Below are 16395 nucleotides of genomic sequence, written 5' to 3'. Positions count from 1 at the left end.
TTACGATCGGGAGAGCGGCATGGATGCGCAGGGACACTTGCATCGTTCGAGATGGCGGGTCTTGTGGCGTAAGCATCATGTGATTGTAATCTCGGTGCTTGCCGGCATCGCCGTCTTCCTGCTTCTGACGTCGCGTGATTTCAATGTCGGCAATCTGTTGATTGCCTGGGATACGACGGCCACCGTCTTCATCGTCTACAGCCTCTATCGGATGCTGACTGCCGATGCGCAGCGCATCCGCAAACGATCCGCCGATCTGGATTTTTCAGACGGGTTTCTGCTGTTCCTGTCGATTGCGGCCGCTATTGCGAGTATCGGCGGCATCGTGCTTGACCTGCTCGGGGTCAAGGATGCTTCACCCGAAGTCGCGTTCTTCCGCGTGATGATGGCGATCGTGACGATCCTGATCTCTTGGGCGTTCCTGCACACGCTGTTTACCATTCACTATGCGCATCGGTTCTACAGCGCTCCGGGCAAGGGGCAGGGGCTGAAATTCGCCGAGCCGGTGGAGGAGCCGATTTATTGGGACTTCCTCTATTTTTCCTTCACCATCGGCGTGGCGGCTCAGACCGCCGATATCGGCATTTCCACGGTTTCGATGCGTAAGCTGGCGCTTCTCCATGCCATCCTGTCGTTCCTGTTCAACACAACGATCCTGGCTCTCGCCATAAACGTTGGGGCGAGCCTGATCTAGGCCCGCCCCGATAGCGACCGGTGGCTGATCTCGTCAAAGGGCGGCGTTGCCGGCCATGACGGCCAGGATCAGGAACACCAGGAAGATGATCAGGAAGATGGCGAACAAAACGCGTGCAATAGTTGCTGTTGCTGCGGATACGCCCGAAAAGCCGAAAAAGCCGCTGACCAGCGAAATCACAAAGAAAATGAGAGCCCATTTCAGCATTAGCAGTCTCCTCTGCGTTGTACTTCTTGAAGACGCGGAAGGAGGGTGAATTGTTCCCGGGGCGTTTTGGTTATGGTGAGGCGTCGGTTTTGGGTGGGTGGTTAGGAACTTGCAGAAAGCGCGACACCCCCCTCAGTCGCTGTCGCGACAGAGGGGGTATAGCGGCACCTCAAACTCAAGAAGGCCGGTTTACGCCCCACCCTCACATCACCCGTGATTGATCATCACATGCCGAACCGCGGTGTAGTCTTCGATCGCGTAGACTGACATATCCTTGCCGTAGCCGGATTGCTTCATGCCGCCATGCGGCATTTCGTTGACCAGCATGAAGTGGGTGTTGATCCAGGTGCAGCCATATTGCAGGCGGGCGGCCGTCTGCATGCCGCGGCTGATGTCCTTGGTCCAGACCGAGGAGGCGAGGCCGTAGTCGCTGTCGTTAGCCCAGGCGACGGCGTCGTCGGGGTTGGTGAAGCGTGTGACCGAGACGACGGGGCCGAAGACTTCGCGTCGGACGATCTCGTCGTCCTGCGTGGCGCCGGCAACCACAGTCGGCGCATAGAAGAAGCCGCGTTCGCCGGAGATCTTGCCGCCAGTGGTGACTTCCATGTGCTTGTGTTCGGCGGCGCGGGTGACGAAGCTTTCGACGCGGTCGCGCTGGCGCTTGGAGATCAGCGGGCCGATTTCGTTCTCGGTATCGTCGGCAAGGTTGAACTTGATGCTGGAGACGGCGGACGTCAAATCGGCAACGAAATTGTCGTAGACCTTGGCGTCGGCATAGATGCGGCAAGCGGCGGTGCAATCTTGGCCGGCATTGTAGTAGCCGAAGGTGCGGATGCCTGACACGACGGCGTCGATATCGGCATCGTCGAAGACGATGACGGGAGCCTTGCCGCCGAGTTCGAGATGCGTGCGCTTCACGGTCTTGGCAGCGGCCTGCAAAACCTTCTTGCCGGTGGCAACGTCGCCGGTGATGGAGACCATGCTGATCTTCAGGTGGTTGATCAAAGCATTTCCGACGCTCTCGCCGCGGCCGAGGATGACGTTGACGACGCCTTCCGGCAGAATATCCGCCAACAGCTTTGCCATCTTCAGCGCCGTCAATGGCGTCTGCTCGGAGGGCTTGAAGACCACGGTATTGCCGCCGGCAATCGCCGGCGCGAGCTTCCAGGCCATCATCATCAGCGGATAGTTCCAGGGCGCGATGGAGCCGACGATGCCGATCGGATCGCGGCGGATCATCGAGGTGTGTCCGGGCAGATACTCGCCGGCGACCGGGCCGTGCAGGTTGCGCACCGCGCCTGCAAAGAAGCGGTAGCAGTCGACGATCGCTGGGATTTCGTCGTTGAGCACGGCGTTGATCGGCTTGCCGCAATTCAGCGCCTCAAGCGCCGCGAAGCCTTGGGCATCCCGCTCGATGGCATCGGCGATCTTAAGGAGATAGGCCGAGCGCTGGCTAGGCGTGGTCTGCGACCAGCTCTTGAAGGCTTTTTCCGCGGCGTCGACGGCGGCATCGATTTGGCCGAGGGAAGCCTCCGGCAGACTGAGCACGGCCTCGCCGGTCTTCGGGTTAAGAACGCGTTCCTCCGTTTCGGTGCCGGCTTCGAAGCGGGAGCCGATCAGCATCTGGGTATCCATTATTCTCTCCCTTTTATTTGCCGCCGCCGGCGATTTGATCGCCGTCGCGGGTAAGATAGTAGGCTGCCAGGATCGGCAGGAAGGTGACAAGCACCACGACCATGGCGACGACGTTGGTAACGGGTCGTTGGCGCGGGCGAATGAGTTCCTCAAGCATCCAGATCGGCAAGGTCATCTGCTGGCCACCAGTGAAGGTGGTGACGATGACCTCGTCAAAGGACAGCGCGAAGGCGAGCATGCCCCCGGCAAGCAGCGCCGTGCCGATATTGGGCAGGACGACATGGCGGAAGGTCTGGAAGCCATCGGCGCCAAGATCCATCGACGCTTCGATGAGCGAGCCGGAGGTACGACGGAAACGGGCGACGGCATTGTTATAGACCACGACGACACAGAAGGTCGCATGGCCGAGAACGATCGTCCAGACCGAGAACGGGATATCGAACAAGCTGAAGGCGGAGCGCAGCGCGATGCCGGTGATGATACCGGGAAGCGCGATCGGCAGGATAACCAGCAGCGAGATCGCCTCGCGGCCGAAGAATTTCGTCTGACTGACGGCTGCGGCGCAGAGCGTGCCGAGCAGCAGTGCGATCGCGGTTGCGATCGTTGCCACCTGGACGGAGAGTGCCAGCGAAGACCAGATATCCGGCCGGTTCCAGGCAATGCCGAACCATTGCAGCGTGAAGCCCGGCGGCGGCCACTGGTAGCTCTTCTCCTCCGTCGTGAAGGCATAGACGAAGATCAGCAGGATCGGCAGGTGCAGGAAGAGCAGGCCACCGGCAGCTGCGGCTTTCAGCGGAAAAGAGGCGCGTTGGCCACGATCAGAGCGCATCGAAAGCTCCCTGCTTTTTGGCGACCCAGAGATAGACGGCCATGATGACGATGGGCACGACCGAGAAGGCGGCGGCGAGCGGCACGTTGCCGGCCGTGCCCTGCTGTGCATAGACAGCCTGGCCGATGAAGAGGCGTGAGGAACCGACGATCTGCGGGATGATGTAATCGCCCAAGGTCAGCGAGAAGGTGAAGATGGAGCCGGCGACGACGCCGGGCAGCGCGAGCGGCAACAGCACCGTGCGGAAAGTCTGGTTCGGCGTGGCGCCCAAGTCCGACGAGGCCTCCAGCAGATTCGCCGGCACGCGCTCGAGAGCGGCCTGGGTTGGCAGGATCATGTAGGGCAGCCAGATATAGACGAAGACAAGGAAGGTGCCGATATAGCTGACCGACAGCGAGTTGCCGCCGATGACGGGCAGGCTGAGCACGCCGTCGAGCAGCCAGCCGAGATGCAGCTTGGCGAAGATCCAGGTGAGGATGCCTTCCTTGGCGAGGATCAGCTTCCAGGCATAGACCTTTACAAGGTAGCTCGACCACAGCGGCAGCATGATGCCGAGATAGAACAGGGCCTTCCATTTGCCCTGCGCATAACGGGCGGCATAGTAGGCGATGGGGAAGGCGACCAGAGCCGAGGCGATGGTAACAAGTGCGGCCATAACAACCGTGCGCATGATGATGTCGAAATTCGTCGAATTCAACAGCTGTGCATAGGTTGAGAGCGTGAATTCGTAGTTCACCAACCCCGAGAAGTCGTCGATCGAGAAGAAGCTCTGCAGCAGCAGCGCGATCAGCGAGCCGATATAGATGACGCCGAGCCACAGCAGCGGCGGCGTCAGCATCAGAACCAGCAGCAGCTTCGGACGGCGCCAGAAGAGATCGGAGAGCCGGCCGAAGACGCCGCCTCGGCTCGGCAGGATCGAGGCCGGCGCTTGCTTCGCCGAAGTGGGAAAGGCTGCGGCGTTCATGCGGCGTCATCCATGTAGTGCACATCCGCCGGCAGCCATGCGAGGCGGACGGACGCGCCGGTATCCGGAGCCGATTGCCCAGCGGGCACGGTCACATGCAGGCGGGCGCGGTCGCCGCCACGCCGCTCTCCTCAGTCAACCGGATGGCTTCGGGGCGCAGGCTGGCCCAGCGCCGCTCGCCGCCGAGCGACGACATGGTTTCGGGGGCAATGACATTGGAGGAGCCGACGAAATCGGCGACGAAGCGGGTTTTCGGCCGCTGATAGATATCGTGCGGCGTGCCCTGCTGCACGATGCGGCCGTCGTTGAAGACGGCAACGCGGTCGGCCATAGACAGGGCCTCGCCCTGATCGTGGGTGACGAAGACGAAGGTGATGCCGAGCGCCCGCTGCAGGCTCTTTAGCTCCTCTTGCATCTGCTCGCGCAGTTTCAGGTCGAGAGCGCCGAGCGGCTCGTCGAGAAGCAGCACTTTCGGCTTGTTGACGAGGGCGCGGGCGAGCGCCACGCGCTGGCGCTGGCCGCCGGAGAGCTGGCCGGGGCGGCGGGCGGCATAGCCTGGCAGTTTAACCAATTCCAGCGCCTGTTCGGCGGCACGCACTCTTTCGGTCTTGCCGACACCCTTGACCATCAGCCCATAGGCGACGTTGTCGAGGATGTTGAGATGCGGAAACAGCGCATAATCCTGGAAGACGGTGTTGACGTTGCGCCTATAGGGCGGCACGCCTTCGGCAGTCTCGCCGAAGATCTCGATATGGCCGCCCGTGGGCTGCTCGAAGCCGGCGATCAACCTGAGGCAGGTGGTCTTGCCGGAACCGGAAGGGCCGAGCATGGCGAAGAATTCGCCGGGCGCGATCTCCAGATCGACACTGTCCACAGCGCGGACCTGGCCGAAATGGCGCGACACCTGCTGGAAACGAACGGCGTTCATTGATTTCTCCAGGGATATGCAACGTGTTTGAAACGATGTCAGCCGGACCGGATCAGTATCTGGTCTGCTATGGGAGCCGGCGCATCAGCGTGCCGGCAGGGTCGCCGCTCCACACTCGGAGCGGCGAAGGCCAGTGTCGGCGCTTTATCTGCCGCCGATCACGCCGATATAGTCGGAGACCCAGCGATGATAGGGCACGCATTCGCTCTGGCTGGTGCACTTGGCGACGGGGGTCTTCCAGAACTTGATCTTGTCGAAGTGGTCGTAGCCGTTGGTGGCGCAACCGCTGTCGGTCAGGAGTTCATCGCCCTTGCAGGCTGCCGGAACGGAAGGCACGGCGCCGAACCAGGCGGCGGCATCGCCCTGCACCTTGGCCTGCAGCGAGTGTTCCAGCCACATATAGGCGCAGTTCGGATGTTCGCTGTCGGCATGCAGCATGGTGGTATCGGCCCAGCCCGTCGTTCCCTCGTCCGGGAAGGTGGAGGCGATCTTCTGCTTGTCGGCCTGCAAGAGGTTCACCTGGAACGGCCAGGAGCCGGAGGCGACGACGCCTTCGTTCTTGAAGTCATCCGTCTGGATCATGGCGTCATGCCAGTAGCGGCTGACGATCTTGCGCTGGCCGCGCAGCAGTTCCAGAGCGGCCTTGTACTGATCTTCGTTGAGCTCGTAAGGGTCCTTGATGCCGAGTTCGGGCTTGTGGGCCATGAGGTACAGGGCAGCGTCGGCAATATAGATCGGACCGTCATAGGCCTGCACGCGGCCCTTGTTGGACTTGCCATCAGGCAGCGTCGTTTCTTCGAAGACGACATTCCAGCTCTTCGGCGCCTGACCCTTGAAGGTATCGGTGTTGTACATCAGCACGTTTGGCCCCCAGAGATAGGGGACGCCGTAGTGGACGCCGTTGACCGTGTGCCAGGGGGCACTCTTCAGCCGGTCGTCGAGGGTCTTCCAGCTCGGGATCAGATCGGTGTTGATCGGCTGGACGCGCTTGCCGGCCACGAGGCGCAGCGATGCGTCGCCCGAGGCGGTGACGAGATCGAAGCCGCCTTCATTCATCAGCGCGACCATTTCATCGGATGTCGCAGCGGTCTTGACGCTGACCTTGCAGCCGGTTTCCTTCTCGAAACCCGTGACCCAGTCGTAATTCTTGTCGCTTTCGCCGCGCTCGATATAGCCGGCCCATGCGACGATGCTGACGGCACCTTCGCCCTTGCCGAGTGTTTTCAGCGGCTCGGCGGCAATGACCTGCGTGGCAAAACTTAAGCATGCGAGTGCAGCCGTGCATGATTTCAGCAGATGCTTCATCGGACTCTCCCGGTTTTTGAGCCTTGATATTGTGGAGCCAGTGTCTGGCTTCTTGTTCCCGGGAGAAAAGGTGGCGCGATTTCGCCGCATTCGCAAATTCATTTATCAGAAAGGTGATATCGGAAATTCCGATTCCTAACTGCCGATGTGCTCGAGATCGAAGGCGCTCGGCTGCAGATCTCCGGCTTTCATCAGGTGTTGCAGCGTGTAGGAAATGGAAAGCGCGTCATCGAGCGCATCATGACCCCGGAGCGGTGGATGCTGCACGCCATAGTAGTCCGCAAGCTTGTTGCTCGGCGTTCTGGCCAGCTCTTCGATAGGCATTTCCGCTGCCAGCAGGAGCTTTACGGCATTGTCGAAACGATGTGCGGGAATGGGGGGCTGAATTCCGGCGACATAGCAGCTGATTGCCATCATATTCAGCTCGTCCTTGCCCCACGACCAGAAGCGGGCGCCGTCTGAGAAGCGATCAAGGCCGGCGAGGGCATCCGACAACGAGACTCCCTCCGACCTGATGTTCTCCTCGGTAATGCCTGTGAGGGCAGTGAAGAACGGATCGAGTCGATATTGATCGCCGAACCTGTCGATCGGGCGAATATAGGCCTTGTAAGTATCTAGGATCGGGAAATTGCCTCCAAGGCCAAGCCTGACGGCGCCGACCTGGGCGACGACTGGATCGGGATCATCGGCGGCGCACCAGAATCGGCGTTGCGACCCTTCGAGGCAAAGGAATTCGCAGTCAAATATGATGGCGGTCTTCACGTCTGGCTCCTTCCCATTTAACAAATCTAAGATTGTATTTGGTGCGAGACGCCAGATGGTAGCCTCAGCTACCGCTGCCGCCCCGTACGCATGCTTTCGGCGACGCCGACGAAGTCGCGCGCGGCCTGCGGCAGGCTCGATCCCTTGCGCCAGACCATACCGACCTGCACCACAGGGAGAGAGCCGGAGACGTCGCGGCTCTCGATGCGGTCGCCTTCCAGAGACCAAGGGCGATAGACCAGGTCAGGCAGTAGCGCTACACCCGCTCCGGTTGCGACAAGGCTGCGGACCGCCTCGACCGAGCGCGTGCGGAAGGCGACGTGAGGGCGGGCACCTAGTGCCGTCAAAAGCTTGCCGGTATTTTCCTCAATTTCGTCGATGGTCAGCATGATCAGCGGTTCGCGGCTGATGTCGGCGACGCTGATGATGTCAGCGGAGACGAGGGGATGGCCCATCGGCAGCCAGAGGCGATAGGGCGAGGTCTCTAGGATCTCGGCCTGCAGCGCCATACGGTCGCGAAGGTTTGAAATAACCATGACGGCGACATCGAGTTCGCCACCGACCAGAAGATGTTCCAGATAGCCGCCATTGTCTTCGATGGCGCTGACTTCGACGCCGGGGCAGGCGCGGCGGTAGCGTGCCAGAAGATCGGAGAGCACATAGCCGGCGACAAGCGATGTCACGCCGATGTTCAGCGTACCGCCGGACTCGTTCCGTTTGCCGGAAAAGCTCGTGCGCGCGTCGGAAACCGTCGCGAGAATCTTCGTTGCATGGCGTAGGAACTGGTGGCCGTTATGGGTGATGGAGAGCCCGCGCGGGTGGCGCTCGAACAGTTCCACACCAAGGTCGCTCTCCAGTTCTTTCAGCGCTTCGGTGACCGAGGATTGCGAGATAGAGAGATTCTGCGCCGCTCTGGTCACGGAACCCTGTTCCGCGACGGCGACGAAGTATTGCAACTGTCTCAAGGTGAAGGCCATGAAAAGGTTAGAGCATGGCAGCGGCAGGGAAAGCAAGCGCTCGCCATAGCTGTGAACGTTCGGACCTTTTTTGGTAAAGTCGCGGCGAAGGACGTAAGTTTTGCCTCCGTTTTAAGTATTCCGAAACGCCAAATCCCTAACGTGAGGGTTGATCATCTTTATCGCCTTGGAGTGGTCTATGCTGGAGCAGTTGGCGTGAGCGCCTTACTGCATATTTTCCGGATGCCCCGGAAGTTAGTCGTCATGATCGGCGGGGTGGCCTTTCTCATAGGCTGCTCCGGCGTTTTGGCGATCTATTTCGGCAAGGACAGACTCCTCGGCCTCGCATCTGCTTCCCCCAACGGACTGCAGTGTATCGACATCAATCTCGTTACCATCCGCAAGGACAATCGGTTCTGGGTGCGCAAATATATCCGCACCAATCCGACCGATGGCGTGACCCGTGTGACGACAGCGTTGCGTGTCGCCAAGGCGGTCTATCAGGAGCAGAAACCGGATCTCGTGCAGGTTGTTGTTCTTGACGAGAACGGGCCAACGTTGCGTTCCGATATTCGCGGTCGCGCTCTAGGCGCCGATGTCGTCTATGTGCCGCATCCGGAAAAGCTTGCCGACGGCAGCACGGAGACTCCGGTGACGGCACGCTACTACGACGGCGGCGCCAGCACGGCCGGCCTGTTCTACGGGGAGCAGATCACCATGCTGCCACGAGATATCGATACCGCCATTGCCGGATTGAAGGACCTTAGCGATTGCGACAACGCTCTGGCGGCAGACGCCAGTGCCGGCGACGCCAAGAAGGACAAGCTCAAGGCCGCGATCGCTGCGGAAGAGAAGGCGGCTGCGAAGCAGGCAAAGGAGCAGGACAACACGCCTTCCCCCCCCGAGCCGAAATCGACAGGCAATGTGCGGCCCGGATATGACCGGAATGGCGAATTCATTGGCGCCGATGCGACCATGGAYGAAAAAAGCCCGTCGGCGGAGCTGGATCCGACGATGACGGGCGCTGCGGACCGGCGGTCGCCAGTTACGAACTGATTAGCGTGGGCCTTTCGCCGCCGGGCGGAAGGCCAGTGCCCTCAATCCGCCAGATGTTTTTCGCCGATGGCCTGGTAAAGCGCGAAGAGCGCCTCGTGAACTTCGCCGGCGAGACGGTAGAATTCGGGATTGGCGAGGATCGCCGGGTGTAACAGCAACTGGTCGTCGGTCATGTCGAGCATGACCGACGCCGTATGCATTGCCTCGTGGCAACCGAACGTTCCCGGTGCGTATTGCGACAGATCGATGTCGCCCATCTCAGCCAGATCGGCTAGCCGCTGCTGTTCGCGGTCGGCATCTGCTGATGATGTCTCGTTATCCGTCATGGTGCGCACCTTTATGTTCGGGGAGCGAGTTTGTCTCAGTCTGCTTTGTTGCGGCGTGCCGGGAACAGGATGATGTCACGGATCGACGGCGAGTTGGTCAAAAGCATGATGAGACGATCGACGCCGATACCGAGACCGCCTGCCGGAGGCATGCCCTGGTCGATGGCGTCGAGGAATTCCTCGTCAAGCTGCTTTTCCTTTTCGCCGCGCGCATGCGCCTGCTGAAGCTGCTCGACCATGCGGGCGCGCTGCTCTTCCGGATCGTTGAGTTCCGAGAAGGCGTTGCCAAGTTCCCAGGCATTGCAATAGGTCTCGAAACGCTCGACGAGGCGCGGCTCGCCGGGCACTTCCTTGGCGAAGGGCGAGATGTCTTTCGGGAAATGCGTGACGTGTGCCGGCTGGATCAGCGTGCCCTCGACCTTCTCTTCGAAGATGAAGGCAAGGCATTCGCCCCAGGTGGCGTCCTTCTCGACGGCAAAGCCGGCGGCCTTGGAGGCGGCGCGGGCTTCCTCGTCGGTCTTGATCGCCAGGAAGTCGATACCGGTGGCTTCCTTGACGGCGTCAGGCATCGGCACGCGGCGGAACGGACCCTTGAAGGAGATCTGCTTGTCGCCGAAGGCAAATTCGGTGCTGCCGTGGATCGACATGGCGAGCGTCGAAAACAGGCGCTCGACGAGGTCCATGATGTCCTCGTAGTCGGCATAGGCCCAGTAGCACTCCATCATGGTGAATTCAGGATTGTGCCGGGTGGAAACGCCTTCGTTGCGGAAGTTGCGGTTGATTTCGAACACCTTGTCGGTGAGGCCCGAAACCAGCGTGCGCTTCAGGAACAGTTCCGGCGCGATGCGCAGGAACATGTCGAGCTTCAGCGTGTTGTGATGCGTCTTGAACGGCTCGGCGGTGGCACCGCCATACACCGAGTGCAGCATCGGCGTCTCGACTTCCATGAAGCCGTCATTTTCCATGAAGCGGCGGATGCCCGAAACGATGCGGCTGCGCTGCTGGAAGCGGAGCTTGGATTCCTCGTTGGTCATGATGTCGAGATGACGCTTGCGGTAGCGCAGCTCGATGTCGGACAGGCCGTGCCACTTCTCGGGCATCGGCAGCAGCGACTTGGTCAGCATCGTGATCTGCTGGGCATTGATCGTGAGTTCGCCGCGCTTGGTGCGACGCACGACGCCGGTCACGCCGATGATGTCGCCGATGTCGATCATCGGCAGCAGGGTACGGGCCTCTTCGGTCGTCACGTCCTTGTGGCTGAAGATCTGGATTTTGCCGGAGGCGTCATGGATATCCATGAACATGCCGGAATTGCGCGAGGAATAGACGCGGCCGGCGACGGTGACGACATCGGTCGTTTCGGTGTCCGGCTCAAGGCCCTCGTACTTCGTGGCCAGTTCGGCATTCGTCAGCGTGCGGTGGAAATGCGCGGGATAGACGTCGCCGATCTGCTCACGCAGCAGCTGCAGCTTCTGACGGCGGACTTCCGTTGCGTCTGAGGAAAGGGTGGATGTTTCGGTCTTGTCGTTCATGGTTCTAAGTCCGTTCAATTCTTCGGGCCGACGAGGGTCGCAACGGTCTGGGCTGCAAGCTTCAGCCGCTGGCGCACGACGGAGCGGCCGAGAATGGCCATGCTGTCGAATAGCGGTAGCGAGCGTGAGGAGCCTGACATGGCGACGAAGAGAGGTGCTACGATGACCTTCAGCTTCTTGCCCATGCGGTCGGCGATGGCGCGCAGCTCGGCTTCGATGGTCTCGACGTTCCATTCCAGGATCTTTTCGAGGTCCGGCTGCACGGTGTTCAGGATGTCAAGCAGTTCTTCCGGCGTCGACTTGATCTTGGCGAAGGCCGAGGGATCGAGGTTGAGGTCGGACTTGAACAGGAAGCCGGCGAGGTCGGGCAGTTCACCGAGCTTGGTGATGCGCGACTGCGACAGCTTCAGGCCTTCCTTCAGGCGGTCGTTTTCCATCGCCCAGGTCAGGACGCGGTGCTGGAATTCTTCTTCCGAGAGCTTCTCGCGGATCCAGCGGCCGTTCAGCCAGTCTAGCTTCTGGATGTCGAAGATCGCTCCGGCCTTGGAGAGATTTTCCGGGTCGAACTTTTCGGCAAGCTCGTCCATGGTCAGGAGCTCTTCGCCCTCGGCGATCTGGATGAAGAACAGGCCGAGGAAGTTCATCAGCGCCTCGGGAATATAGCCGAGAGCGGTGTAATAGGAAATCGAGGTCGGGTTCTTGCGTTTCGACAGTTTCGATTTGTCGGCATTGCGCATCAGCGACAGATGCATGAACACCGGTGGCTCGAGGCCGAGATAGCGATAGATCAGGATGTGCTTCGGCACCGAGGCGAGCCATTCCTCGCCGCGCGCCACATGGGTGATTTTCATCAGATGGTCGTCGACGACATTGGCCATGTGATAGGTCGGCATGCCGTCGGCCTTCAAGAGGACCTGCATGTCGACGGCATCCCACGGGATTTCGACATCACCGTAAACGCCGTCATGGAATTTGCAGGTACCTTCGGTCGGGATCTTCATGCGCACAACATGCGGCTCGCCGGCTGCAACGCGCGTGGTGACTTCCTCGGCCGAGAGGTTCAAACAGTGCCCGTCATACTTCGGCGGCAGGCCGGCGGCGCGCTGCGCCTCGCGCATCTTTTCCAGGCGCTCCGGCGTGCAGAAGCAGCGGAAACCGTGGCCGGCATCGACGATCTTCTCGACGTAAGGCTTATAGATGTCCTTGCGGTCGCTCTGACGGTAGGGGCCGTAGGGGCCACCGATATCGGGGCCTTCGGACCATTTGAGGCCACACCATTTCAGCGCGTCCAGCACCTTGGTCTCGAATTCCGGAGTGGAGCGGGTTGCGTCGGTGTCCTCGATGCGCAGGATGAACTCGCCGCCGTGTTTCTTGGCGAAGAGATAGTTGAACAGCGCGATATAGGCCGTGCCGACATGCGGCTCGCCGGTGGGGGAGGGTGCGATGCGGACGCGAACGCCTGAAGTGGTCATCTTGTTTGCCCGTCATAAAGGGCCGGGCCGCGCTCGGGACGAGCACCGTCCAGCCGAAGATGTGTGTCTGGATCAGGAAACCGGCCGGAAAAGGGCGTCTTGCCGCTTCTATTCCGCGTTTTCCATATGGCTGGCTTAGGCCATATTCAAGTGATGGCGTCAAGGGAAACTGCGTTGTGAGGCTTCCGCGATGGGGTGACCGGCATCGTGCCGCATCGATTTGAGCCGCTCTCACAATTTCATAGGTTCTCTTTACGCTTCCTAAGGCTACCGGAATAAAAGCGGACAAGCTGACGAATTTGATTTGCAATTTTCGAGGTAGTTGCGAAATAGGTCTTCAATCGTTCACCGCGAGGAAGCAATGAAGAAATTGATTTTGAGCCTTTTGTTGACAGCCGCCATGTTCGATGTCGCTGCAGCACAATCGACCATTACGCGTGACGGCTCGGCGAAGCTGATCGAATCCTATCGCGCCTATATCGGCAGCGACGACCTTTACAATTCCAAGGGCGAGCGACTGACGGCCCCCTGGCAGATCATCCGACAGGACCGAGCGAACTATCATGCCTATCGCCGTCGCGACCGTGGCGATCAGGGGGACAGCTTCTTTTCGCTGCCGACGAACCGCGCGAAGCTCGAAGAGATGCTGGCGAATGGCAATATCGCGAATGACGCCGGCAACCTCATCGTTCGCGGCAATGTCTGGGTGAAAGTCGATATCTACGGACGCGGCGATGTCGGCGAATATGTCGACATCCACGTTCAGGACTGATCGGACAGGGGCATTTCCAGGAAAAATACGTAGCGGTTTTCCGTCCGGAATGCGCGAAAACGTTCCAAAGCCGCACCCGTTTCAGGGTGCGGCTTTATCGCTCAACGGCCGCCGGATATCTTTTTCCGCCGGTTGCGCGCCAGCATGTTGAGCACCTCCACGAGCGCGGAGAAGGCCATGGCGGCGTAGATGTAGCCCTTCGGAACATGCACACCCATGCCTTCGGCGATCAGCGTCGTGCCGATCATCAGCAGGAACGCGAGCGCCAGCATGACGATGCTCGGGTTTTTCTCGATGAAATTGGCGAGCGGGTTTGCGGCGACCAGCATGACGGTGACGGCGGCGATCACGGCAATGAACATGATCGGCAGATGCGGCGTCATGCCGACGGCTGTAATGATGCTGTCGATCGAGAAGACGAGGTCGAGCAGCAGGATCTGACCGATGGCCGCGGCGAATGTCGTCGTTGTGGACTTGGCGATGAAATCCTCGCCCTGCTCCTGCGGGTCGACATTGTGATGGATTTCCTTCGTCGCTTTCCAGACGAGAAAGAGGCCGCCGCCGATCAGGATCATATCCTTCCACGAGAAGCCCTGGCCGAAGATCTCGAAGACGGGGTTCGTCAGCTGGACGATCCAGGCGACGGTCCCGAGCAGCGCGAGACGCATGCCAAGCGCAAGGCCGATGCCGATCTTGCGAGCTCGGTCGCGATGTTCGACGGGCAGCTTGTTGGTCAGGATCGAGATGAAGATGAGGTTATCGATACCGAGCACGACCTCCATAACCACCAGTGTGACAAGCGCAACCCACGCGCTCGGATCCTGTATAAGCCCAACGATGTCCATGGACGATTTCCCCTTGCCAGCTTTTTTATCGGCGCGGCCGATGCTGACCCCCAGCCTCAGCCTTCCAGAATGGCCGTAATGTAAGGAGTGCCGTCTTCGGTACAAGCGCCGCCGCCATTTTCGTGGCGGCAGCGCAGTGCTTATGCTTTCAGTGGGATCCAGATTTCGGTCACGCCCGTGCCGGTGCGCGGATCGAACCGATCATCATAGCGTTCCATCATGTCTGGCGTTCCGCCATGCTCGTGGCCCGATTGCGGAAGCCATTCGCCGAAGATCTGGTGCACCGTGGCCGTAATGCCTGAGATATGGCCGCGGTGGGTAAAGACAGCATAGCGTTGCTGCGGCAACCTCGTTGTCGTGAAGCCTTCGGGAAGATTGTCGGCTTCGCTGGCTTCGACGGCAGACATATAGCGAAAGCCTTCGGTGCCCTCATCCGCAGGCGTGCAGACGCCGTAGGCGACATTGCCCACCTGGCCGGGGATGTGGCCATAGTGCTGATTGAACTTCTGCCACAGCGAAGGGATCGCCTGCGTGGCTTCATGGGCGTAGGTTCCCGCAAAGCCGACAAGCAGCATTGCGGGATAGGTCTCGAAGCGTGGGGCTTCGAGCTTGGGGAAGCGGGTGTCGTCCATTCTGATCGGCTCCTGTAGAGCGAGGTTGCGAACGTGCCCCTGTTTGCGCAGGCTTTCCGGTGTCATGCCGAATTGCTCGCGAAAGGCACGGGTGAAGGCCTCGTGCGAGCCGTAGCCGGCATCGAGGGCAACCTGGAGAATGGTGGAAGAGTTGTCGATCAGCGCCAAAGCCGCGCCGCTGAGACGGCGGCCCCTGATATAGCCGCTGATCGAGTGGCCCGTCGTCATGCCGAAGACGCGCGACAGATGATAGCGCGAAAGCCCCGCCGTCGCGGCGATCTCATCGAGCGAAATGTCGGACGTGAAATGGCTTTCGATGAACCATATCGCTCTGCTGATCGCGCTCATGCTTAACTCCCCTAGTTGCCGGGCCAGTCATAAGCGCCTGGCCGGCGCGATGCTTGATCGCCATTGCGGAGTTGGGAGATGCTCCGCATTTCGGCAACCGAGTGCGCTGTCAGGTACGATCCCGCCGTTCGGTGCCGTAGGCTGCGAGGAAGACCCGCACGGCGCCGCGCACGACATAATCGATTTCGTCCGGGGAAGGGGGGACTTCCATGTCGCCAAACAGCCGCAGCTTGAAGTAGCCACCGCTGGCCATCTCAAGGAATTGGCGCGCGGCCAGATCGTAATCCTCTATCTCCACGGCGCCTGCGTCGGCCTTGCGCTCCAGAAAGCCGCGGAGCACGGTGCGCAGATTATCTGGGCCGGTGAAGAAGCGTTGACAGAGAGACGGCATGCGCTCGCGCACGCCAACGACCGTCCGCATGGCGCTGATGGTCTTGTCGGACGTGACGTGCGTCGCGAAAACCTTGCCGAATTCAAGAAGGCTGGACGAAATATCGGCGTTATCGACAAGAGCGGCACGCACGATTTCGACGAAATGCGCGCGTTCGCTATTTACGATGGCGGCGAACAGGTCTTCCTTATTGGCGAAATAGACGTACAAGGTGCCCTTGGAAACGCCGGCCTCACGAGTGACGTCGTTCATACTCGCCGCATCGAAGCCCATTTTCATAAAGACGCGTTTGGCGCCCTCGAGAATTTGATGGCGTTTGGCTGGGTCCTCGCCGGCGGCCCACCGTCCACCGGATGCAGGTGCGGGCGCGTTCAATACGACGGCATTTTGCGATTCGTGTTTCATCGTCTCCTTCTTCGATCCATTTTTTCTGAATCTTAAACAGATTCGCCAAATAAATCGAACCACGCGGTTCGATATCTCTTGATATGGAATCTAAAACGCTCTATGTCAATTGAACTGAACCGTTCGGTTCGATTATTTTTACCAAGATTTTCGGTGGTAGGGCAATGTCGTCAAGTCATGGAAACAATGTAGCGCGCATCGTGAATGAGCCCGCTGAAGCCGAAGCGGACGCTCGGGAGGCCGGTGCATCCGCAGATGCTCCTGTCGCCGAAACGCGCGGCAACCCCGCCCCCGCCCAGGCTGCGCCGGCATCTCCGGCCGCCGGCATCTCCGGCC

16 protein-coding genes and 1 pseudogene are annotated in these 16395 nt (G+C 60.2%); 3 read left to right on the top strand and 14 right to left on the bottom strand.

Features of this window, described 5'->3' with window-relative positions:
* Positions 1-19 precede the first annotated feature (19 nt).
* Entirely contained in the window at positions 20-694 is a 675-nt protein-coding gene (locus QD461_RS25610) for a DUF1345 domain-containing protein (protein ID WP_414090168.1), read from the top strand.
* 33 nt (positions 695-727) lie between these two features.
* Here QD461_RS25610 and QD461_RS25605 read toward each other — a convergent pair whose 3' ends face one another.
* The 8 genes and pseudogenes from QD461_RS25605 to QD461_RS25570 all read right to left on the bottom strand — a co-directional run bounded on the left by QD461_RS25605 (position 728) and on the right by QD461_RS25570 (position 8301).
* Positions 728-901 (bottom strand): DUF1328 domain-containing protein, encoded by a 174-nt coding sequence (locus QD461_RS25605; RefSeq protein ID WP_184702365.1) that lies wholly within the window; start codon positions 899-901, stop codon positions 728-730.
* A 207-nt stretch (positions 902-1108) separates the two neighbouring features.
* Positions 1109-2536: a gamma-aminobutyraldehyde dehydrogenase gene (locus tag QD461_RS25600; RefSeq protein ID WP_414090166.1), complete on the bottom strand. Its 1428-nt coding sequence runs from the start codon at positions 2534-2536 to the stop codon at positions 1109-1111.
* A gap of 13 nt (positions 2537-2549) precedes the next feature.
* Positions 2550-3365: an ABC transporter permease gene (locus tag QD461_RS25595; protein ID WP_414090164.1), complete on the bottom strand. Its 816-nt coding sequence runs from the start codon at positions 3363-3365 to the stop codon at positions 2550-2552.
* On the bottom strand, positions 3355-4329 hold the full coding sequence (locus tag QD461_RS25590; protein ID WP_414090163.1) for an ABC transporter permease: 975 nt from the start codon (positions 4327-4329) through the stop codon (positions 3355-3357). The genes QD461_RS25595 and QD461_RS25590 overlap by 11 nt, the downstream gene beginning before the upstream one ends.
* Positions 4326-5257: pseudogene (locus tag QD461_RS25585) on the bottom strand (ABC transporter ATP-binding protein). The gene QD461_RS25590 and the pseudogene QD461_RS25585 overlap by 4 nt, the downstream one beginning before the upstream one ends.
* Positions 5258-5401: 144 nt before the next feature.
* Complete coding sequence (locus tag QD461_RS25580) at positions 5402-6562, bottom strand: ABC transporter substrate-binding protein (protein ID WP_414090161.1); 1161 nt, start codon at positions 6560-6562, stop codon at positions 5402-5404.
* 135 nt (positions 6563-6697) lie between these two features.
* Positions 6698-7324: a 3'-5' exonuclease gene (locus QD461_RS25575; RefSeq protein WP_414090160.1), complete on the bottom strand. Its 627-nt coding sequence runs from the start codon at positions 7322-7324 to the stop codon at positions 6698-6700.
* Between the two features lie 68 nt (positions 7325-7392).
* A complete protein-coding gene (locus QD461_RS25570; protein WP_184702379.1) occupies positions 7393-8301 on the bottom strand; it encodes a LysR family transcriptional regulator in 909 nt (302 codons plus the stop codon).
* 222 nt (positions 8302-8523) lie between these two features.
* Between QD461_RS25570 and QD461_RS25565 the strand changes: the two genes are divergently transcribed.
* A complete protein-coding gene (locus tag QD461_RS25565) occupies positions 8524-9336 on the top strand; it encodes a hypothetical protein (protein ID WP_414090159.1) in 813 nt (270 codons plus the stop codon).
* 41 nt (positions 9337-9377) lie between these two features.
* On the opposite strand, the gene QD461_RS25560 is transcribed toward QD461_RS25565, so the two are convergent.
* Genes QD461_RS25560 through gltX form a run of 3 tightly spaced genes read right to left on the bottom strand, consistent with a single transcriptional unit; the run spans position 9378 to position 12666 of the window.
* Complete coding sequence (locus QD461_RS25560; protein ID WP_414090158.1) at positions 9378-9662, bottom strand: hypothetical protein; 285 nt, start codon at positions 9660-9662, stop codon at positions 9378-9380.
* A gap of 35 nt (positions 9663-9697) precedes the next feature.
* Positions 9698-11194, bottom strand: coding sequence for a lysine--tRNA ligase (lysS, locus tag QD461_RS25555; protein ID WP_414090157.1), 1497 nt, complete (start codon positions 11192-11194; stop codon positions 9698-9700).
* A gap of 14 nt (positions 11195-11208) precedes the next feature.
* Positions 11209-12666, bottom strand: coding sequence for a glutamate--tRNA ligase (gltX, locus tag QD461_RS25550; protein WP_414090156.1), 1458 nt, complete (start codon positions 12664-12666; stop codon positions 11209-11211).
* A 361-nt stretch (positions 12667-13027) separates the two neighbouring features.
* Here gltX and QD461_RS25545 point away from each other — a divergent pair, with 361 nt between their 5' ends.
* Entirely contained in the window at positions 13028-13438 is a 411-nt protein-coding gene (locus QD461_RS25545) for a hypothetical protein (RefSeq protein WP_414090155.1), read from the top strand.
* Between the two features lie 101 nt (positions 13439-13539).
* Here QD461_RS25545 and QD461_RS25540 read toward each other — a convergent pair whose 3' ends face one another.
* The 3 genes from QD461_RS25540 to QD461_RS25530 form a co-directional block, all read right to left on the bottom strand.
* Positions 13540-14283 carry a TerC family protein gene (locus QD461_RS25540; protein ID WP_414090154.1) on the bottom strand — a complete coding sequence of 248 codons (744 nt, stop codon included), beginning with the start codon at positions 14281-14283 and terminating at the stop codon, positions 13540-13542.
* A 140-nt stretch (positions 14284-14423) separates the two neighbouring features.
* Positions 14424-15263, bottom strand: a complete 840-nt coding sequence (locus QD461_RS25535; RefSeq protein WP_414090152.1) for an AraC family transcriptional regulator — start codon at positions 15261-15263, stop codon at positions 14424-14426.
* 109 nt (positions 15264-15372) lie between these two features.
* Positions 15373-16059: a TetR/AcrR family transcriptional regulator gene (locus QD461_RS25530; protein ID WP_184702395.1), complete on the bottom strand. Its 687-nt coding sequence runs from the start codon at positions 16057-16059 to the stop codon at positions 15373-15375.
* Positions 16060-16395: the final 336 nt, after the last annotated feature.

Origin of the sequence: Rhizobium sp. BR 314 (genome assembly GCF_047445805.1) — a bacterium.
Taxonomy (GTDB): Bacteria; Pseudomonadota; Alphaproteobacteria; order Rhizobiales; family Rhizobiaceae; genus Rhizobium; species Rhizobium lusitanum_B.
Note: the sequence above shows the minus strand (reverse complement) of the source record. Positions and strands in the feature narration are given on the sequence as shown.